Raw genomic sequence first — 24,617 nt, 5'->3', positions numbered from 1 at the left:
CGCAGCCGGGGGCGCGGCGGCAGACTCGACCGGCACGGGCCCGGGTGCTCAGCCGATGACCAGGATGGCGTCAGCTTCGACGACGGCGCCGCGGGGCAGCTCCTTCACGCCCACGGCAGCCCGGGCCGGGTAGGGCTCGGAGAAGTAACGGGCCATGACTTCATTCACCTTGGCAAAGTTGGCCAGGTCGGTGAGGTAGATGTTGAGCTTGACCGCATCGGCCAGGGAGCCGCCGGCCGCCTCGGCCACCGCCTTGAGGTTCTCGAAAACACGCACGGTCTGGGCTTCGAAACCCTCGACCATCTGCATGCTGACCGGGTCGAGGCCGATCTGGCCGGACAGGTAGACGGTGTTGCCGGCCTTGACGGCCTGGGAATAAGTGCCAATGGCGGCGGGGGCGCTGGGCGTGGCAATGATCTGCTTGCTCATGAATGGGCTCCGGGTGAAAAAAGGCCGGCAATCCGGCGGACTCTGCTCGCGCCGGAGTTTACCCTGCTCCTGCCCGGCGCACGCCGGTGGCAAGATTCGGGTTTGCCCCGTTCGAACCGGAAAGACACCATGCCTGCCCTGCCCGCCCCCCTCGTCCAGCAGCTCACCGAACGCTTCGGCAAGCGCTTCTCCACCGCCGAAGCCGTGCGCGCCCACCACGGCCATGACGAATCCCACTTCCCTGACGCCCTGCCGGACGGCGTGGTGTGGCCCCACAGCACCGCCGAAGTGGTCGAGGTGGTTAACCTGTGCCGGGAACACCGGGTGCCGCTGATTCCCTTCGGTGTCGGCAGCTCCCTGGAGGGCCACATCCTGGCCACCCGCGGCGGCCTCAGCCTGGACATGTCCGAGATGAATCAGGTACTGGCCATCCACAACGAAGACATGGATGCCGTGGTGCAGCCCGGCGTGACCCGCAAGACGCTCAACGCAGCGCTGCATGGCAGCGGCCTGTTCTTTCCCATCGACCCGGGCGCCGACGCCTCCCTCGGCGGCATGACGGCCACCCGCGCTTCGGGCACCAACGCCGTGCGCTACGGCACCATGCGCGAGAACGTGCTGGCCCTGGAAGTGGTGCTCGCCGACGGTCGGGTTATCCGCACCGGTGGCCGCGCCCGCAAGTCGGCTGCGGGCTACGACCTGACCCGCCTGTTCGTCGGCTCGGAAGGTACCCTGGGCGTCATCACCGAAGTCACGGTGCGCCTGCACCCGCTGCCCGAAGCCATCTCCAGCGCCACCTGCTCCTTCCCGGACGTGGCCAGCGCCGTGCAGACAGTGATCCAGACCATCCAGCTGGGCGTGCCGGTGGCGCGCATCGAACTCCTCGACGCCCTCACCGTGCACGCGGTGAACCGCTACAGCAAGACCAGCCTGCGCGAATCGCCGATGTTGTTCTTCGAATTCCACGGCTCCCCCAACGGCGTCGAGGAGCAGGCCCGCACGGTGCAGGAGATCGCGGCCGACAACGGCGGCGAAGGCTTCGAGTGGGCCACCCGCCCGGAAGACCGCAGCCGCCTTTGGCAGGCCCGTCACGACGTGCTCTACGCCAGCCTGGCCCTCAAACCGGGCAGCCGGGGCATCTCTACCGACGTCTGCGTCCCCATCTCGCGTCTCGCCGACGCCATTGCCGGCGCCCAGGCAGCCATCGCGGAGAGCGGCCTGATCGCGCCGGTGGTGGGCCACGTGGGCGACGGCAACTTTCATGTGGTGATCCTCACCACCCCGGACGATCCGGCCCAGGTGCACGCCGCCGAAGCGCTCGGCCGGCGCATCGTGGAATGCGCGCTTGCCCTGGACGGAACCTGCTCCGGCGAGCACGGCATCGGTATCGGAAAACGGGATTTCCTGCTGGCCGAGCACGGCGAAGGCGTCGCCGTGATGACGGCCCTGAAGGCCGCCCTGGACCCCCTGGATCTCATGAACCCCGGAAAAGTACTCTCCGGAAAAGCGACCTAGTTCCTGTCAAATTGTGATTCTTGTCATAGTCAATCATCAAGTCACCCCAAAGGTCGCCGTTAAGGAATTGCCCCGTCCGCAACCGTTCCCGCCCATGCACGCCACGACCATTCGCGCCGACGACGTCGCCACCTTCTCTGGCATCGCCCTGTCCATTGCCAGCATCATTACCACCGCGTTTGATGGCCCCGGATGGCTGGCCTATGCGCTGGGTGCGGGAACCATCCTGTCCCTGCTGGCAGCAACCGCGATCAGCCATCGCGCCCGGGCCCGCGCCCGGCGCAATCAGCAGTTGCAGCGCGAACGGATCGACGGCAGCGTGCAGGAGTACGACACCCTGTGCGAACGCATCGCGGGCAGCAGCGAGCAGCAATATCAGCGCCTGAAGGAATCCCTGGGCCAGATCCAGGAGGTCTTCTCCAACGCCCTGGCCGATCTCAATCGCAGCCTCACCGGCAGTAACAGCAGTCAGTCCGACTCACTCCGCCATCTGGCCGATGAACTCCTCGCCCTGGCGGGCGCCCAGGAGAGCTCGGCCCGCAATAGCGGGCTGACCCGCTTTGCGGAGGAAACCCGCGACACCCTCAATGCTTTCGTCAGCACCGTGCAGCAGCTCAAGGCCAGCGGCGCCGACATCGCCGAGCGCTTTTCAACCATGCGCGGCAAGGTCGACGCCGTCAGCCGGCTGATGACCGAAGTCAGCCAGATCAACAACCAGACCGAACTGCTGGCCCTCAACGCAGCCATCGAAGCCGCCCGGGCCGGCGAGGCGGGACGCGGCTTCGCGGTGGTCGCCGACGAAGTGCGCAAGCTGGCCCAGCGCACCGAGAAGTTCAGTGAGCAGATCGACACCCTGCTGGCCGAAATCCATACGGCCATCAACGACGTGGGCAGCGCCGTGGATGTCTCCGCGTCCACCGACGTCAGCAAGGCCGAGGCCTCCCAGGCCAGCGTCACGGCAATGGGCCGGGAAATGCAGGATCTGACCACCCTTGCCGCCGAGCAGTCCCGGCGCATCAACGAAGTATCGGCGGCCATCCACCGGCTGGTCATGCAGGGCGTGCTGTCAATGCAGTTCGAGGACATCGTCAGCCAGCTCCTCGGCAAGCTGCGCCAGCACACCGAATTCATGAGCGAGTACGCGCACGGCTTCTTCGATGTGCATCGCGACGTGGCGGAGCGCGACGGCCTTGCCCGCATCCAGCGTCGCAACACCATCCTGTCGGAGCTGCTGCAAGCCTCAAACCGCTCCGCCGAGGAAATCCGTTTCGACTCCGTGCGCCAGACCGGCGTCGACGCGGGCGCGGTGGATCTGTTCTGAACGGCCCTTTGCGGCCATGTGCAGAAAAACAACACTCGCCCCCCGACGAAGCCTTGCCCCAAAGTGCGAACGCGCTACCATTCCCTCGGCATTGCACCAAGCATCTGCCATCAAACAAACATAGACTGAGGGTAAGCACCATGAAAAAACTGCTGTTTCCGCTGGTCGTATTCCTGCCCGTAACGGCTTTCGCCGCCGCCAACAACGTGGGCTCCTGTGGCCTCGGCTCCAAGGTTTTCGAAGGCCAGAAGGGCGTCGCCCCGCAGGTTCTCGCAGTCACCACCAACGGCACCTTTGGCAACCAGACCTTCGGCATCACCTCCGGCACCCTCGGCTGCTCCCAGGACGGCGTCGTCACCTCCGCCTGGAAGACCGCCATGTTCATTGACGGCAACAAGTCGCAGCTCGCCCGCGACGCCGCCTCCGGCCAGGGCGAAACCCTGGATGCACTGGCTGCCCTGCTGAAGATCGACGCCCAGGACAAGGCCGCCTTCGTCAGCCTGACCAAAACCCGTCACGCCGAAATCTTCGCTTCCGTCGACTCGGCTGAAACCATCGCCACCCAGCTTAAGGCTGCCCTGCAGTCCGACGCCCGCCTCGCCAAGTACGCCGACGCGGTGTAAGCCACGGGGCTGCGGGTCGACGGACCTTCCCCGACCCGCGCCACGCCAAGCCCTGTGCCTGCACAGGGCTTTTCTTTTTGCACCCGCCCCACCCATGAAGATACTGATCGCCCTCGGCACCGTCCTGAGCCTGAGCCTGGCCGCGCACGCCGTCCAGGCCGACCCCCTGGCCGATGCGCAGGCTGCGGCGCGCGACGCGCGTCTGGCCGATGACCCGGCCTGGGCCGACCTGCTCCAGTACGAGCCCTACCCCATCACCGGCCACCGTCGCAGCCTGGCCGACGACACGGGCTTCTTCAATGCCCCCGACGGTGCCCGCAACCCGACTGCCGAACTCGACGTCACCCTGGCCCGCCTGTTCGAGCCGGCCCGGCCCGAGGCGCCCGACGAGCACCCCCAATGCCGCTTCCCGGCGCGCCATCACTGGTTGCGCCAGCGCCTTGCCCTGACCCCCGCGCAGCTACCCGAGCAGCCCTGCCCGCGCCTGGAAAAGTGGGCGGCCGAGATCAACCCCGCCGGCGTGACCCTGGTCTTTCCCTCTGCCTACGTGAATAGCCCGGCGTCCATGTTCGGCCACACCCTGCTGCGCATCGACACCCCGGGGCAGACCGAAGCCACCCGCCTGCTCGCCTATACCATCAACTACGCCGCCAAAGCCGACGCCACCGACGGCTTCACCTTCGCACTGAAGGGCCTCACCGGCCTCTACCCCGGCGCCCTGTCCAGCTCGCCCTACTACGCCAAGGTGCGCGAGTACAGTGACATGGAGAGCCGCGACGTCTGGGAGTACAGGCTCAACCTGACGCCCGCCGAAACCCGCCAACTACTGCGCCACGCCTGGGAGATCGGCGCCACCCGCTTCGACTACTGGTTCTTTGACGAGAACTGCTCCTACATGATCCTGCGCCTCCTCGATGTGGCCCGACCGGGCCTGCAGGTGGCAAAGCAGTTCTACTGGACCGCCATTCCCGTGGACACCGTAAAGGGGGTGGTGGCTGTGCCGGATCTGGTCACCGACATCACCTTCCGCCCCTCCACCGGCACTGAACTGAGCCATCGCGCCAGCCGCCTCGACCCCGCCAGCCTGGACGCGGCCGTCGCCGTGGCCGACGGCCGGCGCACCCCGCAGAGCCTTGGCACCGACCCGCAGGCCATCGAACAGCTCGAGTTCGCCGACCGCCTGGTGTCCTTCCGCGGGCATGCGGGCAAGCTCGGCCAGAACGACGCCCTGGCCCGCCTGAAAACCATCCAGATCACCCGCAGCCAGCTTCCAACCATCGACACCGGCACGGTCCCGGTGCCGCCTCGCCCCGAGAGCGGCCACGCTTCCGGGCGCTTCGGCCTCGCCGCCGGCCGGCTGGACGGCGCCAACGCCCTCTTCCTCGATCTGCGACCGGCCTACCACGACCTCCTCGACCCCGAAACCGGCTACGCCCGCGGTGCCCAGATCCGCTTCCTCGACCTGGGGGCGAGCCAGCGCGAAGGGCAGGGCTGGCGGCTCGACCGTTTCCTGCCGGTGGACATCGTTTCCGTCGCGCCCCGTCTGAGCTGGACCCAGCCCCTGTCCTGGAAAGTCCGCTTCGGCTGGGAGCGCGTCCTGGGCGCGCGTCACGCCACCGGACCGATGGTGGCCGGTGGCCCCGGTGCCGCCTGGGAGTGGAAGGGTCTGCTAGGCTACATCTTCCTCGAGAACCAGCTCCTCGGCCACGGCGACCTGCAGAAGCACTGGGCCATCGGCAGCGGCCCCCTGGCCGGCCTGCTGTGGGACGTGGGTGCCGGCAACCGCCTGCAGCTCGAAGCCGGCCGCCAGTGGTTCAACGACCGGCGCCTCGACCGGCGCCTCGACCGCAGCACCGCCCGCGCCCACCTGCGCACCCGCCTCAGCCCCCGCGACAACCTCGTCGCCGGCTACGAATGGACGCACATCGAACTCCCCGACACCGACACGCAGGAACGCCGCCTCACGGTAGGCTGGCAGCATTACTTCTGAATCCCCACCCAGCACACCGGAACCCCCGCCGCCATCAGGGTATCCAAGCATTGAGCTGCCGCGCCCCGGCAGCCAGACTCGCCTTGCAACACCTCCGCGACCGGGCCCACAAGGCCCGACCCGCGAACGGATCAAAAACACGATTTTTGCGAGGAAACCCACCATGGCCGAGCAGGACCCCGTCCGCGCGCTTTCCGTGCCCACTCCGGGCAGCACGCTTCTCGACGACAAATACACCACCCCCTCCGGGCGCATTTATCTGACCGGTTACCAGGCGCTGGTGCGCCTGCTGATGATTCAGCGTGATCGCGACCGGGCCGCCGGGCTCAACACCGCCGGCTTTGTCTCCGGCTACCGGGGCTCGCCCCTGGGCGGGCTCGACCAGACCCTGTGGAAGGCCAAGGCCCACCTGGCCAGCCACGACATCGTCTTCCAGCCGGGCATCAACGAGGACATGGCGGCCACCGCCGTGTGGGGCAGCCAGCAAGTCGCCCTGTCCGCCAAGGCCCGCGTGCAGGGCGTGTTCGGCATGTGGTACGGCAAGGGGCCGGGCGTGGATCGCTGTGGCGACGTGTTCCGCCACGCCAACGCCGCCGGCAGCTCGCAGTATGGTGGCGTGCTGGTGATCGCCGGTGACGACCACGCCGCCAAATCCTCCACCCTGCCCCATCAGACCGACCACTTCTTCAAGTCGATGATGATGCCGGTGCTGGCCCCCGCCGGCGTGCAGGACTATCTCGACTTCGGTGTGCATGGCTGGGCCCTGTCGCGCTATTCCGGCTGCTGGGTGGCCTTCAAGGCCCTGGCCGACACCGTGGAGACCTCGGCCTCGGTGGACGTGGATCCGCTGCGCGTCACCACGAAGATCCCCGACGACTTCGCCCTGCCCCCCGATGGCCTCAACATCCGCTGGCCCGACCCGCCGCTGGTGCAGGAGAAGCGCCTGCTCCACGCCAAGCTCTACGCCGCCCTGGCCTACTGCCGGGCCAACGGCCTCAACCGTATCGTCATCGACTCGCCCCAGCCGCGCTTGGGCATCATCACCAGCGGCAAGAGCTACCTGGATGTGCGCCAGGCCTTCGACGACCTGGGCATCGACGAGGAGCTCGCCGCCGAGATCGGCATCCGCCTGTACAAGGTGGGCATGGTGTGGCCCCTGGAGGCAGAAGGCGTGCGCCACTTCGCCGAAGGGCTGGACGAGATCCTGGTGATCGAAGAGAAGCGCCAGCTCCTCGAGTATCAGCTCAAGGAAGAGCTCTACAACTGGCGCGAGGACGTGCGCCCCCGCGTTGTCGGCAAGTTCGACGAGAAGGGCGAGTGGTCGCTGCTCACTACCCTGGGCGCGGACGGCCGTACCACTGTTGACCATGGCGAATGGCTGCTCCCCGCCGCCGGTGAGCTGACCCCGGCGATGATCGCCCGGGTCATCGCTGCCCGCATCGGGCGCTTCTTCACCTCGGAGCGCATCGAGGCCCGCCTGGCCTTCCTGCAGGCCAAGGAGGCCACCCTAGGCCGCCGCGTCTTTGCCATCGACCGGGTACCCACCTTCTGCCCCGGCTGCCCCCACAACACCTCCACGGTGGTGCCCGAAGGCAGCCGCGCCATGGCCGGCATCGGCTGCCACTACATGGCCACCTTCATGCCCGACCGCAAGACAGGCACCTTCACCCACATGGGCGGCGAAGGCGTGCCCTGGGTCGGCCAGGCGCCCTTCATCGACGAGCCCCACATCTTTGCCAACCTGGGCGACGGCACCTACTTCCACTCCGGCCTGCTGGCCATCCGCCAGGCCGTGGCGGCCTTCAACCGCCCCGGTGGCAGCGGGCCGGCGACCAGTGGCATCACCTACAAGATCCTCTTCAACGACGCCGTCGCCATGACCGGCGGCCAGCCGGTGGACGGTGACCTGACGGTGCCAAAGCTGCTGCGCCAGTTGCAAGGCGAAGGGGTGCACACCATCGTGCTGGTCACCGACGGCACCGACCGGGCCTGGCATGTGGCCGACATTCCCCACGGTATCCCGATCCGCCAGCGCGACGAACTGGACGTGATCCAGCGCGAGCTGCGCACCGTGCCCGGCGTGTCGGCCCTGGTCTTCGACCAGACCTGCGCCGCCGAGAAGCGCCGGCGCAGGAAGCGCGGCACCTTCCCCGACCCGCAGACCCGCGTCTTCATCAACGAGGCGGTGTGCGAGGGCTGCGGTGACTGCGGCCGGGAATCCAACTGCATGGCCATCCTGCCGGTAGAAACCGAGTTCGGGCGCAAGCGCCAGATCGACCAGTCGGCCTGCAACAAGGACTACTCGTGCATGAACGGCTTCTGCCCGAGTTTCGTCACCATCGAAGGCGGCCGGGTGCGCAAGGGGCGCGCCCTGCAGTCCGACGAGCAGCGCTTCGCCCCCCTGCCCGAGCCCACCCTGCCGGCCACCCGCGAGCCCTGGGGCATTCTCGTCACCGGCGTGGGTGGCACCGGGGTGGTCACTATCGGTGCCCTGATCGGCATGGCCGCCCACCTGGACGGCAAAGGTGTCACCGTGCTCGACATGACCGGCCTGGCCCAGAAGGGCGGCTCCGTGTTCAGCCATATCCGCATTGCCGACCGGCCGGACGACCTGCACGCCGTGCGCATCGCCGCTGGCGAAGCCAACGCGGTGATCGGCGGTGACGTGGTGGTCACCGCCAGCGTCGACGCCCTAGCCAAGATGGCCGTCGGGCGCACCCGCGGCGTGGTCAATTGCGCCGAAACGCCGACCTCGGAATTCACCCGCAACCCGGACTGGCAGTTCCCACTGGAAAAGATGCAGGCCGCCATCGTCGAGGCCGTGGGCAATGACGGCTGCGCGTTCCTGGACGCCCAGTTCCTGGCCACCCGCCTGCTCGGCGACGCCATCGCCACCAACCTTTTCCTGCTCGGCTACGCCTGGCAGAAGGGCTGGGTGCCGGTCAGCGCCGCCAGCCTGGACCAGGCCATCGAACTCAACGGCGCGGCCGTGGACATGAACCGCCAGGCCTTCCTGTGGGGCCGCCGGGCGGCCGTGGACCTGAGCGCCGTCGAACGGGAGGTGAAGCCGGCGCCGGTGATCCCCATCCGCCCCGAAACCCTGGATGACCGCATCGCCCGCCGGGCGGCCGTGCTCACCACCTACCAGGACGCCGCCTACGCCCGTCGCTACACCGACCTGGTGGCCCGCGTCCGCGCCGCCGAAGCCCCCCTGGGCAGCGAGCGCCTCACCGACGCGGTGCTGCGCCATTACTTCAAGCTGCTTGCCTACAAGGACGAATACGAAGTGGCCCGCCTGTTCAGCGATCCGGGCTTCCGCGAGGCGGTGGACAGCCAGTTCGAGGGCGACTTCCGCCTGCGCTTCCACCTCGCTCCGACCTTCCTGGCCCGGCCCGACCCGGCCTCCGGGCGCATCCGCAAGCTCGCCTTCGGCCCCTGGATGCTCACCGCCTTCAGCTGGCTGGCCAGGCTGCGGCGCCTGCGCGGCACGCCCTTCGATGTCTTCGGTTATCACCCGGAACGCAAGGCCGAGCGGGCCCTGATCGTCGAGTACGAGCAGGACATCGCCCTCCTCCTTGCGGGCCTCGACGCTGGCCGCCTGCCCCTGGCAGTGGAAATTGCCAGCCTGCCCGAGGGTATCCGGGGCTATGGTCATGTGAAGGCAGCCGCGATGCACCGCGTGGCGCAACAACGCAAGGCCGTGCTGGCCCGCTGGTCGGACGCGACCGACTCACGCAGCCGGGCCGCATGAACGACAGCAGGCTTTCCAGCATCGCGAAATGGCTTCATCATCCGGGAACCTCATTCCCCCTGCCCTACGAAAGCCCCCCATGAAACACGTGTCCCTGCTGGTCGCCACCCTCCTTCTCGGCACTTCGGCCTTCGCCGCCCCACCCAGCACAGAATCCCTCAACCAACTTCTGGTCGCCACCCGGATGGAACGCTCTGTGGGCGTTGCCCAGCAGAACCTGGAGCAGGCGGTACGCAACTCCATCAACCAGGGGCTGCAGGGCAAGACCCTCACCCCCCAGGGCCAGAAGGTCGTCGACAAGTTCACCTCCGAGGCGGGCGCCATCATCCGCAAGGAGATCAACTGGGCGGATCTGAAGGGCGCCTACCTCAAACTGTACGGAGAAACCTTCACCCAGGAAGAGGTGGACGGTCTGCTGGCCTTCTACCGCAGCCCGGCCGGCGTGGCACTGCTGGAAAAGATGCCCCAGGTCACCCAGAAGTCAGCCGCCATCACCCAGGCGCGCATTGTCCCCCTGGTGGAAAAGCTCAAGGCCTCCATGGCAAAGACCGTCGAGGATGCCAAGGCAGCCAAGTAAGCCTCTGGCGCCAGGCTCCGCCCGGCGCACTGACGGCATGAAGCTCCCTCCCGCCCTGAAGGCCCTGCTGGCCCAGGTCATCGGAACCGCGGCGGCCCTCGCCATTGCCCGCAGCGGCCTGTTGCCGGGCGGCCTGTGGCCCGTCACCGTGATCCAGGCACTGGCGGCCACGGTCGTTGCCATCGCACTCGGCAGCGCCCCCTGGTGGCGCTGGATCCACCTGGGCTTCGCCCCCCTGGTGGTGGTGGCCCTGCAACTGCACATCGCCCCTGGCTGGTATCTGGCTGCCTTCGTGGGCTTCGCGCTGGTGTTCTGGAGCAGTTTCCGCACCCAGGTTCCCCTGTTCCTGTCCAACCGGGCCACCGCAGCGGCTGTCGCAACACTGCTCCCCCATGGGCGCCCGGCCCGCCTCCTCGACCTGGGCAGCGGCACGGGCTCGTTACTGCGCCCCCTGGCACGAATGCGCCCCGATTGCCGCCTTGAGGGCATCGAATCCGCCCCCGCGCCCTATGCCCTGTCGGTCCTGCTGTCCCGCCGACAACCCACCATTGCCGTGGCGCGGGGAGACTTCTTCGCCATACCCTGGCACGACTACGATCTGGTCTATGCCTTCCTGTCGCCCGTCCCCATGAACGCCGTGTGGCACAAGGCCAGCGCCGAACTGCGCCCCGGTGCCCTCCTGGTCAGCAACAGCTTTCCCATCGAGGGCGTTGAACCGGAACAGGTCATCGAAGTGGAGGACCGGCGCCATACCCGCCTTTACTGCTACCGCCCCGCCGGGCCCGCCTACCTGCAAAAATCCGGAATTACCGGCCGATAGCCCCTCAATTCCGCGCCTCCCGCGGCCGTTATAGCCCGAATAATGGCGCCATCGCGCCTGGCGTTCAGCGAGAGGATTTCCACCATGTCCCGGATCATCTGCATCATCGGCAACAAGGGCGGCACCGGCAAGACCACCTTGTCCCACATGCTCTGCCAGGGCCTCGGCCTGCTCGGCCAACGCTCCGCCTGCGTCCTCACGGATACCTCACGCGAACCCCTGAGCCCCGACGGTCGCCGCTACGTCACCGCCGACGCACGCACCCCGGAAGCCCTGCACAAGGTCGTGGGCAAGCTGCGCACCATGAATGGCTGGATCGGCGTCATCGACGGCGGCGGCAACCGCGCCGAGATGGACCGCACCCTCAATGGCCTCGCCGACATCGTGCTGCTGCCCTTCCGCGACTCCCACGAAGACCTGCGCACCGTGCTGCGCGACCTGGAAGCCTTCCCCAACGCCTACGCCCTGCCCTCCCAGTGGCCCACCAACGCCTGGGCACGGGACGCCGCCGACCGTAGCGTGGCGCAGATGCTCGGCGCCCACCGCGACCGCCTCCTGCACCCCGTCGCCAGCCTCTCGGCCACCAAACTGCTGCTCCAGAAGCACATCCCCGACGGCCTGCCGTCCAATGTGGGCAACGCCTGCCGGGCACTGGCGCGGCAGGTGATGGACGTGCTGGAGATCGAAGACAGCGCCCGCAACACGCCCCATCCCGCACACCAGGACACGCCCGCCGCCCCACCCCCGCCCACGGTTCTTCCCGAAAGCTACGCCAGCACCGCCCATCACTGACGCCGCACCAAGACGTTTCCTTGACCTAGGCGGTTTACCCACCGGGGTGGGTCGGGCAGAATGCGCCGACCTTCGACTTCCCGGTGTGCCTCCTGATGCTTCGTGCCCACGGCCTGGCCTGCGACCGCGGCGACCGCCGCCTGTTCTCTGCCGTGGACTTTTCCCTCGCCCCCGGGGAATGGCTGCAGGTGGAGGGCGCCAACGGGGCCGGCAAGACCAGCCTGCTGCGCATGCTGGCCGGTCTGGCGCCCAGTGCCGACGGGCATATCGAATGGGACGGCCAGCCGGTGAGCAATGTGCGCGATGAGTTCCATGCCCGCCTGCTGTACCTGGGCCACGCCCCCGCCATCAAGGAAGATCTCTCCGCCCTCGAGAACCTGCAGACCGCCGCCGCCGTGGCCGGCCGCCCCCTGGACGAGGCCACTGCCCTCGCCGCCCTGCGCCGCATCGGCCTGAAGGGTCGCGAGGATCTGCCCGCCCGGGTTCTTTCACAGGGCCAGAAGCGCCGCGTGGCCCTGGCCCGCCTGCTGTGCAGCCAGGCCCGCCTGTGGATCCTCGACGAACCCTTCGTGGCCCTGGACGTGGCGGCCGTGTCACAGCTATGCAGCATCCTCGACGAGCACCTGTCCCGGGGTGGGCTGCTGGTCTTCACCAGCCACCAGGCGGTGCAGCTCGGCGGCATCGGCAACACCCTCCGGCTCGGCCCGGACCCGGATGCATCACGGCCTCGCCCCACTATCGCGGAGGTGCAGGCATGAGCGCACCGGGCCGGCCTGGGCGCCGTCCCGCGGTGCACGGCGTGGAGGGCGTCCAGTGAACGCCTTCATCGCCATCGTCCGCCGTGACCTGCTGCTCGCCGCCCGGCGCAAGAGCGAAGTGTTCACCGCCCTGTTCTTCTTCATGATCGTGGTCAGCCTGTTTCCCCTCGGCATCGGGCCGGAAACCGCCATGCTGCGGCGCATTGCCCCGGGCGTGCTGTGGGTCGCCGCCCTGCTGGCCGCGATGCTGTCCCTCAACCGCCTGTTCGCCGCCGACCACCAGGACGGAACTCTCGAGCAGATGAGCCTGTCTCCCACTCCGCTGGCCCTGCTGGTGAGTGGCAAGGTGCTGGCCCACTGGCTGACCTCCGGCCTGCCCCTGGTGCTGCTGGCACCGGTGTTGGGTCTGCAGTTCGACCTCTCGCCCCGGGCCCTGGGTGTGCTGATGGTCAGTCTCCTGCTGGGCACGCCGGTCCTGTCCCTGGTGGGTGCCATTGGCGCGGCCCTGACCCTCGGAGTTCGCGGCGGTGGCGTGCTGCTGTCCCTGCTGGTGCTGCCCCTGTATATTCCTGCGCTCATTTTCGGTGCCGGTGCAGTGGAAGCGGACGTGGCCGGCCTGGGGGCCGGCGGTCATCTGTCACTGCTCGGCGCGCTGCTGGCGCTGGGCGTGTTCTTTGCCCCCTGGGCGGCCACCGCTGCCCTGCGAATCGCCCTCGAGTAGGGCACCCCGATCCAATCAACCGGATTCATCCATGAGTCAGCGTCTCGTCAATTGGTTCAAGTTTGCCTCGCCGGCCAGCTTCTACCCCCTCGCCGGGAAGATGTGGCCCTGGTTTGCGGCCATCGGCACCGTACTGGCCGCCGCCGGCCTGTGGATCAGCTTTTTTGTCGCCCCCACCGACTTCCAGCAGGGCGAGGGCTACCGGATCATCTTCATCCACGTGCCGGCCTCGTGGATGTCCATGTTCATCTATTGCGTGATGGCCTTCTGGGCGGCAATCGGCATCACCTTCAACACCCGCCTGTCGGGCATGATGAGCTCGGCCCTGGCGCCCACCGGCGCCCTCTTCGCCTTCCTGTCCCTGTGGACCGGTGCCCTGTGGGGCAAACCCATGTGGGGCGCCTGGTGGGTGTGGGACGCGCGCCTCACCTCCGAGCTGATCCTGTTCTTCCTTTATATCGGCTACATCGCCCTCACCGCCGCCATCGACGACCCGCGCCGGGCGGACAAGGCCGGGGCCATCATCTCCCTGGTCGGCGTGGTGAACGTACCCATCATCTATTTCTCGGTGAAGTGGTGGAACACCCTGCACCAGGGCGCCTCGGTGTCCCTCACCAAGGCGCCGTCCATGGCCGCCACCATGCTGTGGGGCATGCTGATCATGGCCCTGGCCTTCTGGATGTACAGCATCGCCATCGCCCTCTACCGGGTGCGGGCCATCATCCTTGAACGGGAACGCCACACCACCTGGGTGGCCGAACTGCCGGAGATGCAACGATGAACTGGGGCAGCGCCGGCGAGTTCTTCGCCATGGGGGGCTACGGCCTCTACGTTTGGGGCAGCTTCGGTGTCACGGCCGCAGCGCTCCTGATCGAGGTGGTGCTGGTGCGCCAGCGCTTTTCCGCCGTGCGGCGCAGTCTGCGCCGGGAACTTGCTGCCGACCGGGACACTCAGGACTGAATCATGAAACCACGTCAGAAACGCCTCGCCATCATCGTCGGCGGGCTTGCCACCCTCGGCATCGCCGCCACCCTCATCCTCAACGCCTTCCAGAGCAACCTGGTGTTCTTCTTCACCCCCACCCAGGTGGCCAACGGAGAAGCACCTAAGGAGCGCGCCTTCCGTATCGGAGGGCTGGTCAAGGAGGGCAGCCTCCAACGCAGCGACATCGTCGCCCGCTTCATCGTCACCGACACCGCCAAGGAGATCCCGGTTTCCTACCAGGGCATCCTGCCCGATCTCTTCAGCGAGGGTAAGGGCGTAGTCGCCCAGGGCGTACTGAGCGCCGACGGAAAATTCACCGCCACCGAGGTGCTCGCCAAGCACGACGAAAACTACATGCCACCGGAAGCCCAGGCTGCCGTGAACAAGGCCCACGAAGCCACCCGTACCCTCAAGCAGTAAGCCCGGAGGCTCCCCCATGATCCCGGAAATCGGCAGTTTTGCCCTCGTCCTCGCCCTGCTGGTCGCCCTCGTGCAGGGCAGTCTGCCGCTGATCGGTGCCCAGCGCGGCATCCCCGCCTGGATCGCCCTGGCCCGCCCGGCCTCGTCGATGCTGTTCCTGCTCATCGCCGTGGCCTTCGGCTGCCTCACCGCGAGCTTCATCAACAACGACTTCTCGGTCGTCTATGTCGCCCAGCACTCCAATTCACGCCTCCCCCTGGAATACCGCATTTCCGGCGTGTGGGGCGGCCATGAGGGCTCCCTGCTGCTGTGGGTGCTGATGCTGTCCCTGTGGTCCCTGGCCGTGGCGGCCTTCTCCCGCAGCCTGCCCGACGACATGGTGGCCCGGGTGCAGGGCGTGCTGGGTCTGGTGGCGGCGGGCTTCATCCTGTTCATCCTGCTCACATCCAGCCCCTTCGAGCGCCTGCTCCCCGGCGCCGAGGATGGCCGCGACCTGAACCCCCTGCTGCAGGATCCGGGGCTGATCTTCCACCCACCCATGCTTTACATGGGCTACGTGGGCTTCTCCGTCGCCTTTGCCTTCGCCATCGCCGCCCTGCTGTCGGGCCGGCTGGATGCCGCCTGGGCGCGCTGGTCACGGCCGTGGACCACGGCAGCCTGGATCTTCCTCACCCTGGGCATCGGCCTCGGCTCCATCTGGGCCTATTACGAGCTGGGCTGGGGCGGCTGGTGGTTCTGGGATCCGGTGGAGAACGCCTCCTTCCTGCCCTGGCTGGTGGGCACCGCACTAATCCACTCCCTGGCCGTCACAGAGAAGCGCGGCAGCTTCAAGAACTGGACCGTCCTGCTGGCCATCGGCGCCTTCTCCCTGTCCCTGCTGGGCACCTTCCTGGTCCGTTCCGGGGTGCTGAGCTCGGTGCATGCCTTCGCCTCCGACCCCAAGCGCGGCATCTTCATCCTGGTCTTCCTGGCCGTGGTGGTGGGCTCGTCCTTGACCCTCTTCGCCTGGCGTGCCCCCAAGGTCAGCCTGGGCGGCGCCTTCGCCCTGATGTCCCGGGAAACCCTGCTGCTGATCAACAACGTGCTGCTGCTGTCCGCCGCAGGCGCGGTGCTGCTGGGCACCCTCTACCCGCTGGTGATCGACGCCCTCAACCTGGGCAAACTGTCCGTCGGCCCCCCCTACTTCAACGCCGTGTTCACCCCGCTGATGGTGCCCCTGCTGTTCCTGATGGCCGTCGGCCCGGTGGCGCGCTGGAAGCACACCAGCCTGGCCGAGATCGCCCGCCCCCTGCGCTGGGCCTTCGGCATCGCCGTGGCCGCCGGGGTCAGCATCCCCTTCTTTTACGGCGGCTGGTCCGGCAGCGTGGCCCTGGGGATGGGGCTGGCCATCTGGATCGTCGGCGCCTCGGTGCTGCAGATCCTCGCCCGCACCCGTTCGGGCCTGCCGCCGCGGGCCTTCTGGGGCATGCACCTGGCCCACATGGGTGTAGCCGTCACGGTGGTCGGCATCGTCATGGTCACCCAGTACGAGTCCGAACGGGACGTGCGCATGGCCCCCGGTGACACGGTCAAGACCGGCGGCTACCAGATCCGCTTCCTGGGTGTCGAGGGCATCAGCGGCCCCAACTACAACGCGGCCCGCGGCAACCTGGAGCTGCTCAAGGACGGCCAGCTGGTGATGCCGCTGCACCCGGAAAAGCGCAAGTACCTGTCGTCGGCCATGCCCATGACCGAAGCCTTCATCGACCCGGGCCTGACCCGCGACATCTACGTCTCCCTCGGTGATCCGCTGGAGGGCGGTGACGGAGCCTGGAGCGTGCGTGTTTACTACAAACCTTTCGTCAGCTGGATCTGGGGTGGCGCCGTGCTGATGGCCCTGGGTGGCCTGCTTGCCGCCAGCGACCGGCGCTATCGCCTCAAATCCACCGCAGCACGGGCCGGCAAGCTGGCCGCCCAGGGAGCCGCATCTTGAAACGTTTCCTGATTCCCCTCGGCCTCTTCCTGGTCCTGGTCGTCTTCCTGGCCATCGGCCTCAACCGCGACCCCCACGAAGTCCCCTCACCGCTGGTGGGCAAGCCGGCCCCGGCCTTCAGCGTCGAAAAACTCGCCGAACCCGGCAAGACCTTCTCCCCGACCGACATGCAGGGCCAGGTCTGGCTGCTCAACGTGTGGGCATCCTGGTGCGTGTCGTGCCGGGCCGAACACCCGCTGCTGGTGGCCTTTTCCAGGCAGGGCGGGCTGCCCATCGTGGGCCTCAACTACAAGGAAGTGCGCGGCGACGGCGGCATCGATGCGAAGAAACTGTCCCCCGCCGACGAAGCCAGCCTGACCCGCCAGCGCGCGGGCGCCTGGTTGAGCCAGCACGGCGACCCCTACACCCTGTCGGTCCTCGACATGGATGGCCGGGTCGGCATCGATTACGGGGTGTATGGCGTCCCTGAAACCTATCTGATCGACAAAAAGGGCGTGATCCGCTTCAAGCAGATCGGCCCCATCACCCCCGACGCCCTGGAGAAGAAGATCCTCCCCCTGGCCCGTCAGCTGGCCACGGAGTCCTGACATGAAGGCACTCCGCCGTACCCTCACCACCTGCGCCACCGCCCTGCTGCTGGGCCCCCTGGGCCTCACTGCCCTGGCCGGCGAAGCCACGCCGATGGCCGACAATCCGGTTGTCGAAGCCCGTCTGATCGCCATTTCCGAAGAGCTGCGCTGCCTGGTGTGCCAGAACGAAAGCCTGGCCGGCTCCCGCGCCGAGCTGGCCGAAGACCTGCGGCGGGAGGTGCGCAAGCTGATCCAGGATGGCAAGAGCGATACCGAGATCAAGGATTACCTGGTGGCCCGCTACGGTGACTTCGTGCTCTACCGCCCACCCGTCAAGCCAACCACCTGGCTGCTGTGGTTCGGCCCGTTTGCCCTTTTGGCCGGCGCCGTTGCCGGTCTGGTCGCCTACCTCCGCCGGCGCGCCTCCCGGGTCCAGCCGGCGCATCTCTCCGCTGCCGACAAGGCCTCCGCCGAAGCCCTTCTCGCCGATACGCCCCCCCGTCCGAAAGACCCCGCATGACCGCCTTCTGGATCGCCGCCGGGCTGCTCACCGCCCTGTCCCTTGCCGTGCTGTGCTGGCCGCTGCTACGCCGCCGGGAAAACACCAGTGCCTCCCGGCGCGCCATCAATGCCGCCATCTTCCGTGACCAGCTGGCCGACCTGGAACGGGATCTGGCCTCCGGAACCCTGTCGCGGGACGACTACGCCACCGCCCGGGACGAACTCGAACGGCGTGTTCTCGAAGACGTGGCCGATGACGGCAGCCCCGCAGCCGAGGCACCAAAACGCCTGCCGCGCACAGCGATCAGCCTGGGCCTGAGCCTGCCCGTGGCGGCGGTGGCCCTTTACTTCGTGCTGGGCAATCCGGCCGCCCTGGATCCGGCTGCCCAGCAAGGCAACATGCCGAGTCAGGCCGAAGTGGAGCAGATGGTCTCCACCCTGGCCGCCAGGCTCGAGAAGAATCCGGAAAACCCCCAGGGCTGGGCCATGTTGGGCCGCAGCTACAAGGTCATGGGCCGTCTTGAGGAAGCCGGCAAGGCTTTCGACAAAGCAGGGGCCTTCATGGAGTCGGAGCCCGAGCTGATGCTCGAAGTGGCCGAATTGTCGGCGGAACTCAACCAGGGCAAGGTGGAGGGCCGCGGCGCCGCGCTGCTGAAGAAGGTGCTGCAGGCCCAGCCGGACAACCCCCAGGCGCTGGTGCTGGCGGGGACCGACGCCTACTTCCGCCAGGATTATCCCGCTGCCCTGCGTCACTGGGAGCGGGTGCTGGCCCAGGTGCCGCCGGATTCGGAGGATGCCCGCAACCTGGGCGCGGGTATCGAGAAAGTGCGTAGCCTCATGGGCCAGGGCGCATCCACCCCCGCACCGGCGGCCAAACCCGCCCCCACCGGCAAGGCCGCCGCCGTCAGTGGTACGGTCAGCCTGTCGCCCGCGCTCAAGGACAAGACCAACCCGGACGACGTGGTCTTCATCTTCGCCCGCCCCACCAACGGGCCGCGCATGCCCCTGGCCGTGCTGCGCACGCGCGTGGCCGACCTGCCCAAGGACTTCACCCTGGACGACAGCATGGCCATGAGCCCTGACACCAAGCTGTCTTCCGCCAGCGAGCTGCGCATCGAGGCGCGCGTCTCCAAGGGGGGCGATGCCATTGCCAAGCCGGGTGACCTGAGCGGCGAAGTGTCATCGGTGAAGCCGGGCGCCAACGGCCTGAAAATCGTCATCGACAAGACCCTGCCCTGAGCGCACGCGAGTAAATCCGTTGCGCGGCGCGAAACTCGCACCGCGCGCAACGATTCCTTCACACGCGCTGAGCCGGCATCCATGCCTGCGCCTCTTTGCCGGCACACGGGGGCGTCAGGCCGACCCGGCCGATTGCGGACATCCTTCCGGGCTGCCGGGGGCCGATGCCGTATGGTCTCCGAAAAAGCATATCGCGTTGCGCCCCGCCGACTTGGCCCGGTACATGGCGATATCCGCCTGCTTGAGGAGCTCGTCGCGGCTCTCTCCATGGCCGTTGAACAGGCTGATGCCGATGCTCGCCGTGCAGTGGTGGCTCACCTCCGCCCCGCCGGTGGGCAGCACCAGCAGATAAGGCCGGGCCAGGGCTTCCCGTAGTTTCTCTGCCACCCGTCCCGCATGGGCCGCGGCCGCGGCGCGACCTTCATCCAGGCTCTCCAGGACCACCACGAACTCGTCCCCGCCAAGACGGGCCACGGTGTCCGTCTCGCGGACGGATGCCGTCAGACGCCGGGCCACCTCGGCCAGCAGGGCATCCCCCATGACATGCCCGTGCTGGTCGTTGAGGCCCTTGAATCCGTCCAGATCCAGGAACATCAACGCGCCCCGGGTGTTGTTGCGGGCGCTCGCCGCCAGGGCCTGGTCGAAACGGTCATGGAACAGCCGGCGGTTGGGCAGGCGGGTAAGCGGATCGTAGAACGCCAATTGCTCGATCTGCTCCTCCGCGCGCTTGTGCTCGGTGATGTCCGAGAAGGCGGCCACGTAGTGGGTCACCTCGCCTGATCGATCCCGCACGGTCGAAATGGTGACCCATTCGGCAAACACTTCACCGCTCTTCCTGCGATTCCAGATCTCGCCCTGCCAGAAGCCGTTTCGCGCCAGCCCTTCGCGCAATCGTCCATAGAACTCCGCATCGTGACGACCCGAGCGGAGCAGGCGTGGCGTCTGTCCGATGGCCTCCCGCGCCGTATAGCCGGTCATGGTCGTGAAGGCCTGGTTCACCCGCACGATGCGCGTCTGGGCATCGGTGATGAAAATGCCTTCCTGGGTCTCGAAGGTCGCAGCGGCGATACGCAGTTCGCTCTCCGCGTCCTTCGCGTCGGTGATGTCCATGGCAAAGCCCTGCCAGGTCAGGCTACCGTCGGCAGCGGCCTCGGGAATCCCGTCCATGTGCATCCAGCGCACCCCGCGACGCGGGTGCTGGATGCGGCACTCCAGATGCCAGGGCCCGAGTGTGCAGGCCGAAGCAAACAGGGACGCCAGGAACGCCACCCGGTCCTCGCCTTCAAGCGTGACCAGGAAACCCTCCGAGTCCTCCGCCAGCCCATCGGGTGCAAGCCCCCATACCTCCCGGGCGGCATCACTGACAAAGGGCAGGCTATGGCGTCCGTCGGCCCCGATACGGTACTGGAAAACCACCCCGGGGATCTGCGACACGATCACCCGGAGGCGCTGGTTGAAACTGTGCTCGGCGGCCCGCGCCTCGCCTTCGATAAGCCTTTGCAGCAGGCCATTGAATGCCCCGGCCAGGGCACCGATCTCGTCATCCCGGCGCACCGGCAGCGGCTGGCGGGGAATCACGCCATCACGCATGGCACCGAGCATGTCCACCGCCTCGCCAAGGGGCCTGAGCTCACGCCGCAACCACCACCAGCCCATGCCCGCTGCCAGCACGCTGAGGATCAGGGCCGACGCCAGCAGGCGCCAGCGCAGTGCGTAGAAAGGCGCAAAGGCTTCATCCGCAGGCAGCACGGACTGCATCAGCCAGCCTGTGGATCGCACCTTGCGGCTGGACGAAAGCTCCACCACGCCTCGGGAACTGCGCGCCACACCGGACCCTTCATGACCATCAATATAGCGGTCGTAGACGGGATTGACGCCCACCGGCGGCCCGGGCTGCATGACGCGGGTCTTGTCCGTGGCCGCAATGAAGATCCTCTGCGAGGGATCGGTGATCAGGTAGCCACCCTGGCGCCCAAACCGGTTGGCGCCGATCTCGTCGAGAAAGTTGGACGCGGCCAGATTGGTCAGGCCGATCAGGCTGCCGATCACCTGTCCGTTGCCATCGCGGATGGGCACGATCATGGGCACCACGGGTTGATGGGTGGTCTTGCCCAGCAATGCCGCCCCGACAGTGGTGCGCCCGGTTTCGAGCGTTTCCCTCACCGCCTCCACATCCGCATAGTTGACCCCCTGCCGGCCATGGGCCTCCGGCAAGCTGACCAGCGTAGTCCCCTTCCGGTCGGTGACCAGCACGCCCCAATTGAAAAGCGTCAATAACACGGTCTGCCCGCGCACGGATGCGTCCAGACGGGCAGGCTGCTCCATGGTCTTTGCGTCAAGGGTGGCGGCAACCCCCTCCAGCGCCCGGATGCGCTCGGTCACGGAACGATCGATGTCGTTGGCGAGAAGCGACACCACCGAATACTGCTGGGCCGCCAGGGTCGCCAGCATCTCCTGTTTCAGAAAATACATCAGCGCGAGCGTGGTCAGCCACAAGGCCACCATCACCCCAAGCAACAAGCCCAACACCACACGCGTCCGCAGCGACCCCGACAGGGGCTTGAGCGCAGCGCGAGCGCGATCCTTCAGCGTCCCCATTGTTTTCTTCATCCTCCTCTGATCAGGGTATTCCCTGATGACCCGACACGGGTTGCAATCGCGCCCATTTCGGGCAGATCATTACCCAAGTCCCGATAGGGATGAACTATGTAGTGCATGCCTACTTTCAATTGGCCTCGGCCGACCACACGTCGTATGATCCTCTGCAGCTTCATTGACCCGTCGGTCAATGGGGTTGGCTTGAGCGGCGCGCCGGGGCACAACAAAGACCCCCAGAACCCCACAGAGATTTCATCCCGGCGCAGCCTTTTTTCATTCATCCGCCCGTTCGGGCACCAGGCTTCCCAGGCCCCCAATTGCCCTGCCAGAATCTCTTCTTTCCGCTGCCGCCCGCTGGCACGGAAGAGCACTTTGAACCCTTGCTGTGCCGACCCGGCTTGCGCATTGAGCGCATCGTTTCCCACTACCATGCCAGCCCCGCGGATTTCTGGTTTGACCAGACCGAAGACGAATGGGTGATGCTGGCCCGCGGCAGTGCCGAGCTGGAATTCGACGATGGCGAGCTCCTTGCCCTCAGCCCCGGCGACTGGCTGCTGATCCCGGCGGGACGGCGCCACCGGGTAGCCGCAACCGGCCCGGACACTGTCTGGCTGGCCATCCACTTGACGCCCTGACGCCCGCAAGCGGACAACTCTTCGGTAAGCTATTGTCCTTTTCCAAGCAGGAGTCCTCCCCCAATGGTCCGTCATCGCCTCACCCGCCTGGTACTGGCCCTGGCGCTTGGCAGCGCACTCGCTCCCTCCGTGCCGGCATTCGCCGAAGCCCCCGCTGTGCGCACCCAGGTGCCCGGTTACTACCGCATGGCTGTCGGCGAGATGGAAGTGACCGCCCTCTACGATGGCTTCATCGATCTCGACACCAAAGTCCTGAGCAACGCGAGCCCGGCCGAAGTCCAGCGCCTGCTGACCCGCATGTTCCTGGGCGGCCAGAAGGTCCAGACCGCCGTCAATGCCTTCCTGATCAACGCCGGTGGCAAGCTCGTGCTGGTGGATGCGGGCGCCGCCAAAGCCTTCGGACCCACCCTCGGCTTCATCGGCGACAACCTCAAAGCCGCCGGCTACAGCCCCGAGCAGGTGGACATGGTGCTGCTCACCCACCTGCACGCCGACCACGCCGCCGGCTTGCTCGGCGCTGACGGCAAGCCCCTCTTCCCCAACGCCGACATCCGGGTTGCCCAGGCCGACCACGATTTCTGACTCTCCGAGGACATCGCCGCCAAGGCACCGGAAGGCTTCAAGCCCTTCTTCAAGCTGGCGCGGGACGCCGCCGCCCCCTACCAGGCCGCGGGGCACTGGAAGCCCTTCAGCGGCGACGTGGAACTGGCACCAGGCATCAAGGCCGTCGACACCCACGGTCACACCCCCGGCCACACAGCCTATCTGGTCGAATCGAAGGGTCAGCAACTGCTGATCATCGGCGATGTGGTGCACAGCCACGCCGTCCAGTTTGCCCGGCCGGAAGTGGCCATCGAGTTTGACAGCGACAAGAAGAAAGCCGTGGCCGCCCGCAAGCAGCTCTTCGCCCGCGCCGCCAGGGAGAAGCTCGCCCTCGCCGGCATGCACCTGCCCTTCCCGGGCCTCGGCCACGTGCGTACCGAAGGCAAGGGCTACGCCTGGGTACCGGTGGAATTCAGCCCGATCCGCAGCGACAAATAGGCCTTTTCTGCCTACCCATGCAAAAGGGCGACCCACGGGTCGCTCTTTTGCAGTCCACATCAGGTCGGCTTACAGGCCGGCGTCGGAACGCAGTGCAGCGGCCTTGTCGGTATGTTCCCAGGTGAAATCCACCTCGTCACGACCAAAGTGGCCATAGGCGGCGGTACGTGAATAGATCGGGCGCAGCAGATCCAGGGCCGCGATGATGCCCTTGGGGCGCAGATCGAAGTGGGCACGCACCAGCTCGACAATGCGGTCGTCGGAAATCTTGCCCGTGCCGTAGGTTTCCACCATCAGGCTGACCGGCTGGGCCACGCCGATGGCGTAGGCCACCTGCACCTCGCACTTGTCGGCCAGGCCGGCAGCCACGATGTTCTTGGCCACGTAACGGCCGGCGTAAGCGGCGGAGCGATCCACCTTGGACGGATCCTTGCCCGAGAAGGCACCGCCGCCATGGTGGGCGGCACCGCCATAGGTGTCGACAATGATCTTGCGGCCGGTCAGGCCGCAGTCACCGTTCGGGCCGCCAATCACGAAACGCCCCGTGGGGTTGATGAGGAAGCGGGTGCTGGCGGTGAGCATGTCCTTGGGCAGCACCGGCTTGATGACCTCCTCAATCACCGCCTCGGTCAGATCGGCATGGGAGATGTCCGGATGATGCTGGGTGGACACAACCACGGTGTCGATGGCCACCGGCTTGCCGTCCACGTACTTCACAGTGAGCTGGCTCTTGGCATCGGGGCGCAGCCAGGGCAGACGGCCGTCCTTCCGCACTTCGGCCTGCCGCTGCATGATGCGGTGGGCGTAGTAGATGGGGAAGGGCATCAGACTCGGCGTTTCCTTGGTGGCGTAGCCGAACATCAGCCCCTGGTCGCCGGCGCCCTGGTCCAGGTCGAGGCCTTCGCCTTCATTCACACCCTGGGCGATGTCGGAAGACTGGCGGTTGATGGCGGTGAGCACCGCACAGCTCTTGTAGTCGAAACCGATGTCGGAATCGTCGTAGCCGATGCGCTTGATGGTCTCGCGGGCGAGATCCATGTAGTTGATGTCGGCGTTGGTGGTGATCTCGCCGGAAATCACTACCAGGCCGGTGGACACCAGGGTCTCGCAGGCCACCCGGCCGCGGGGATCCTGGGCCAGGATGGCGTCGAGCACCGCATCGGAGATCTGGTCGGCGACCTTGTCCGGATGGCCTTCGGAGACGGACTCAGAAGTAAATAGGAATTCACGGGCCATGCAACGCTCCTCAAAAAACAAAAATCCCCAGTGGTTCGGCGTTGCCGTCTCTGGGGATCATCGGAGCGGCGACGCTTTAGCAGTATTCTTTGGGCGCCCTGGCAGCCTGGCTGCGCTGTGCCCCC

At 67.1% G+C, this 24,617-nt stretch carries 21 protein-coding genes and 1 pseudogene; 19 read left to right on the top strand and 3 right to left on the bottom strand.

Annotation, left to right across the window (positions count from 1 at the left end; all coding sequences use genetic code 11):
• Positions 1-48: 48 nt before the first annotated feature.
• On the bottom strand, positions 49-429 hold the full coding sequence (locus J0L98_RS11570; RefSeq protein WP_296411943.1) for a RidA family protein: 381 nt from the start codon (positions 427-429) through the stop codon (positions 49-51).
• A gap of 129 nt (positions 430-558) precedes the next feature.
• On the opposite strand from J0L98_RS11570, the gene J0L98_RS11565 reads away from it, so the two are divergent.
• The 17 genes from J0L98_RS11565 to ccmI all read left to right on the top strand — a co-directional run bounded on the left by J0L98_RS11565 (position 559) and on the right by ccmI (position 18,982).
• A complete protein-coding gene (locus J0L98_RS11565) occupies positions 559-1,944 on the top strand; it encodes an FAD-linked oxidase C-terminal domain-containing protein (protein ID WP_296411942.1) in 1,386 nt (461 codons plus the stop codon).
• A gap of 94 nt (positions 1,945-2,038) precedes the next feature.
• Positions 2,039-3,265: a methyl-accepting chemotaxis protein gene (locus J0L98_RS11560; RefSeq protein ID WP_296411941.1), complete on the top strand. Its 1,227-nt coding sequence runs from the start codon at positions 2,039-2,041 to the stop codon at positions 3,263-3,265.
• Positions 3,266-3,405: 140 nt separating this feature from the next.
• Complete coding sequence (locus J0L98_RS11555; RefSeq protein ID WP_296411940.1) at positions 3,406-3,888, top strand: DUF3015 family protein; 483 nt, start codon at positions 3,406-3,408, stop codon at positions 3,886-3,888.
• Between the two features lie 94 nt (positions 3,889-3,982).
• Positions 3,983-5,878: a DUF4105 domain-containing protein gene (locus J0L98_RS11550; RefSeq protein WP_296411939.1), complete on the top strand. Its 1,896-nt coding sequence runs from the start codon at positions 3,983-3,985 to the stop codon at positions 5,876-5,878.
• A gap of 163 nt (positions 5,879-6,041) precedes the next feature.
• Complete coding sequence (locus J0L98_RS11545; RefSeq protein WP_296411938.1) at positions 6,042-9,629, top strand: indolepyruvate ferredoxin oxidoreductase family protein; 3,588 nt, start codon at positions 6,042-6,044, stop codon at positions 9,627-9,629.
• Positions 9,630-9,708: 79 nt separating this feature from the next.
• On the top strand, positions 9,709-10,206 hold the full coding sequence (locus J0L98_RS11540; protein WP_296411937.1) for a DUF2059 domain-containing protein: 498 nt from the start codon (positions 9,709-9,711) through the stop codon (positions 10,204-10,206).
• Positions 10,207-10,243: 37 nt separating this feature from the next.
• Positions 10,244-11,026: a class I SAM-dependent methyltransferase gene (locus tag J0L98_RS11535; protein WP_296411936.1), complete on the top strand. Its 783-nt coding sequence runs from the start codon at positions 10,244-10,246 to the stop codon at positions 11,024-11,026.
• Positions 11,027-11,110: 84 nt separating this feature from the next.
• On the top strand, positions 11,111-11,818 hold the full coding sequence (locus tag J0L98_RS11530) for a hypothetical protein (RefSeq protein ID WP_296411935.1): 708 nt from the start codon (positions 11,111-11,113) through the stop codon (positions 11,816-11,818).
• Between the two features lie 95 nt (positions 11,819-11,913).
• On the top strand, positions 11,914-12,576 hold the full coding sequence (gene ccmA, locus J0L98_RS11525) for a cytochrome c biogenesis heme-transporting ATPase CcmA (protein ID WP_296411934.1): 663 nt from the start codon (positions 11,914-11,916) through the stop codon (positions 12,574-12,576).
• A 55-nt stretch (positions 12,577-12,631) separates the two neighbouring features.
• Positions 12,632-13,297, top strand: coding sequence for a heme exporter protein CcmB (gene ccmB, locus J0L98_RS11520; protein ID WP_296411933.1), 666 nt, complete (start codon positions 12,632-12,634; stop codon positions 13,295-13,297).
• A 31-nt stretch (positions 13,298-13,328) separates the two neighbouring features.
• The gene (gene ccmC / locus J0L98_RS11515; RefSeq protein ID WP_296406853.1) at positions 13,329-14,078 is read left to right on the top strand and encodes a heme ABC transporter permease CcmC; all 750 of its coding nucleotides are present in this window, start codon (positions 13,329-13,331) and stop codon (positions 14,076-14,078) included.
• Positions 14,075-14,257, top strand: coding sequence for a heme exporter protein CcmD (gene ccmD / locus J0L98_RS11510; protein WP_296411932.1), 183 nt, complete (start codon positions 14,075-14,077; stop codon positions 14,255-14,257). Before ccmC ends, ccmD begins: the two co-directional genes overlap by 4 nt.
• 3 nt (positions 14,258-14,260) lie before the next feature.
• The gene (ccmE, locus tag J0L98_RS11505) at positions 14,261-14,701 is read left to right on the top strand and encodes a cytochrome c maturation protein CcmE (RefSeq protein ID WP_296411931.1); all 441 of its coding nucleotides are present in this window, start codon (positions 14,261-14,263) and stop codon (positions 14,699-14,701) included.
• 16 nt (positions 14,702-14,717) lie between these two features.
• Entirely contained in the window at positions 14,718-16,673 is a 1,956-nt protein-coding gene (locus J0L98_RS11500) for a heme lyase CcmF/NrfE family subunit (protein WP_296411930.1), read from the top strand.
• On the top strand, positions 16,667-17,260 hold the full coding sequence (locus J0L98_RS11495) for a DsbE family thiol:disulfide interchange protein (RefSeq protein WP_296411944.1): 594 nt from the start codon (positions 16,667-16,669) through the stop codon (positions 17,258-17,260). Before J0L98_RS11500 ends, J0L98_RS11495 begins: the two co-directional genes overlap by 7 nt.
• Position 17,261: 1 nt before the next feature.
• Positions 17,262-17,762: a cytochrome c-type biogenesis protein gene (locus J0L98_RS11490; RefSeq protein WP_296411929.1), complete on the top strand. Its 501-nt coding sequence runs from the start codon at positions 17,262-17,264 to the stop codon at positions 17,760-17,762.
• Entirely contained in the window at positions 17,759-18,982 is a 1,224-nt protein-coding gene (gene ccmI, locus J0L98_RS11485; RefSeq protein ID WP_296411928.1) for a c-type cytochrome biogenesis protein CcmI, read from the top strand. Before J0L98_RS11490 ends, ccmI begins: the two co-directional genes overlap by 4 nt.
• Positions 18,983-19,096: 114 nt before the next feature.
• Here the strand turns inward: ccmI and J0L98_RS11480 are convergent, their stop codons facing one another.
• Positions 19,097-21,592 carry a diguanylate cyclase gene (locus J0L98_RS11480; RefSeq protein ID WP_296411927.1) on the bottom strand — a complete coding sequence of 832 codons (2,496 nt, stop codon included), beginning with the start codon at positions 21,590-21,592 and terminating at the stop codon, positions 19,097-19,099.
• Positions 21,593-21,897: 305 nt separating this feature from the next.
• On the opposite strand from J0L98_RS11480, the gene J0L98_RS11475 reads away from it, so the two are divergent.
• Entirely contained in the window at positions 21,898-22,215 is a 318-nt protein-coding gene (locus tag J0L98_RS11475; protein ID WP_296411926.1) for a cupin domain-containing protein, read from the top strand.
• A 63-nt stretch (positions 22,216-22,278) separates the two neighbouring features.
• A pseudogene (locus J0L98_RS11470) lies at positions 22,279-23,256 on the top strand (MBL fold metallo-hydrolase).
• A 69-nt stretch (positions 23,257-23,325) separates the two neighbouring features.
• Here the strand turns inward: J0L98_RS11470 and metK are convergent.
• Positions 23,326-24,492 carry a methionine adenosyltransferase gene (gene metK, locus J0L98_RS11465; protein WP_296411925.1) on the bottom strand — a complete coding sequence of 389 codons (1,167 nt, stop codon included), beginning with the start codon at positions 24,490-24,492 and terminating at the stop codon, positions 23,326-23,328.
• Positions 24,493-24,617: the final 125 nt, after the last annotated feature.

It is taken from the genome of Zoogloea sp. (genome assembly GCF_017302315.1).
In the GTDB taxonomy this organism is placed as follows: domain Bacteria; phylum Pseudomonadota; class Gammaproteobacteria; order Burkholderiales; family Rhodocyclaceae; genus Zoogloea.
Note: the sequence above shows the minus strand (reverse complement) of the source record. Positions and strands in the feature narration are given on the sequence as shown.

Coding starts and splice junctions, on each gene's coding strand:
- J0L98_RS11570 (WP_296411943.1), bottom strand. CDS start 429: ATGAGCAAGCAGATCATTGCCACGCCCAGCGCCCCCGCCGCCATTGGC.
- J0L98_RS11565 (WP_296411942.1), top strand. CDS start 559: ATGCCTGCCCTGCCCGCCCCCCTCGTCCAGCAGCTCACCGAACGCTTC.
- J0L98_RS11560 (WP_296411941.1), top strand. CDS start 2,039: ATGCACGCCACGACCATTCGCGCCGACGACGTCGCCACCTTCTCTGGC.
- J0L98_RS11555 (WP_296411940.1), top strand. CDS start 3,406: ATGAAAAAACTGCTGTTTCCGCTGGTCGTATTCCTGCCCGTAACGGCT.
- J0L98_RS11550 (WP_296411939.1), top strand. CDS start 3,983: ATGAAGATACTGATCGCCCTCGGCACCGTCCTGAGCCTGAGCCTGGCC.
- J0L98_RS11545 (WP_296411938.1), top strand. CDS start 6,042: ATGGCCGAGCAGGACCCCGTCCGCGCGCTTTCCGTGCCCACTCCGGGC.
- J0L98_RS11540 (WP_296411937.1), top strand. CDS start 9,709: ATGAAACACGTGTCCCTGCTGGTCGCCACCCTCCTTCTCGGCACTTCG.
- J0L98_RS11535 (WP_296411936.1), top strand. CDS start 10,244: ATGAAGCTCCCTCCCGCCCTGAAGGCCCTGCTGGCCCAGGTCATCGGA.
- J0L98_RS11530 (WP_296411935.1), top strand. CDS start 11,111: ATGTCCCGGATCATCTGCATCATCGGCAACAAGGGCGGCACCGGCAAG.
- ccmA (WP_296411934.1), top strand. CDS start 11,914: ATGCTTCGTGCCCACGGCCTGGCCTGCGACCGCGGCGACCGCCGCCTG.
- ccmC (WP_296406853.1), top strand. CDS start 13,329: ATGAGTCAGCGTCTCGTCAATTGGTTCAAGTTTGCCTCGCCGGCCAGC.
- ccmD (WP_296411932.1), top strand. CDS start 14,075: ATGAACTGGGGCAGCGCCGGCGAGTTCTTCGCCATGGGGGGCTACGGC.
- ccmE (WP_296411931.1), top strand. CDS start 14,261: ATGAAACCACGTCAGAAACGCCTCGCCATCATCGTCGGCGGGCTTGCC.
- J0L98_RS11500 (WP_296411930.1), top strand. CDS start 14,718: ATGATCCCGGAAATCGGCAGTTTTGCCCTCGTCCTCGCCCTGCTGGTC.
- J0L98_RS11490 (WP_296411929.1), top strand. CDS start 17,262: ATGAAGGCACTCCGCCGTACCCTCACCACCTGCGCCACCGCCCTGCTG.
- ccmI (WP_296411928.1), top strand. CDS start 17,759: ATGACCGCCTTCTGGATCGCCGCCGGGCTGCTCACCGCCCTGTCCCTT.
- J0L98_RS11480 (WP_296411927.1), bottom strand. CDS start 21,592: ATGAAGAAAACAATGGGGACGCTGAAGGATCGCGCTCGCGCTGCGCTC.
- metK (WP_296411925.1), bottom strand. CDS start 24,492: ATGGCCCGTGAATTCCTATTTACTTCTGAGTCCGTCTCCGAAGGCCAT.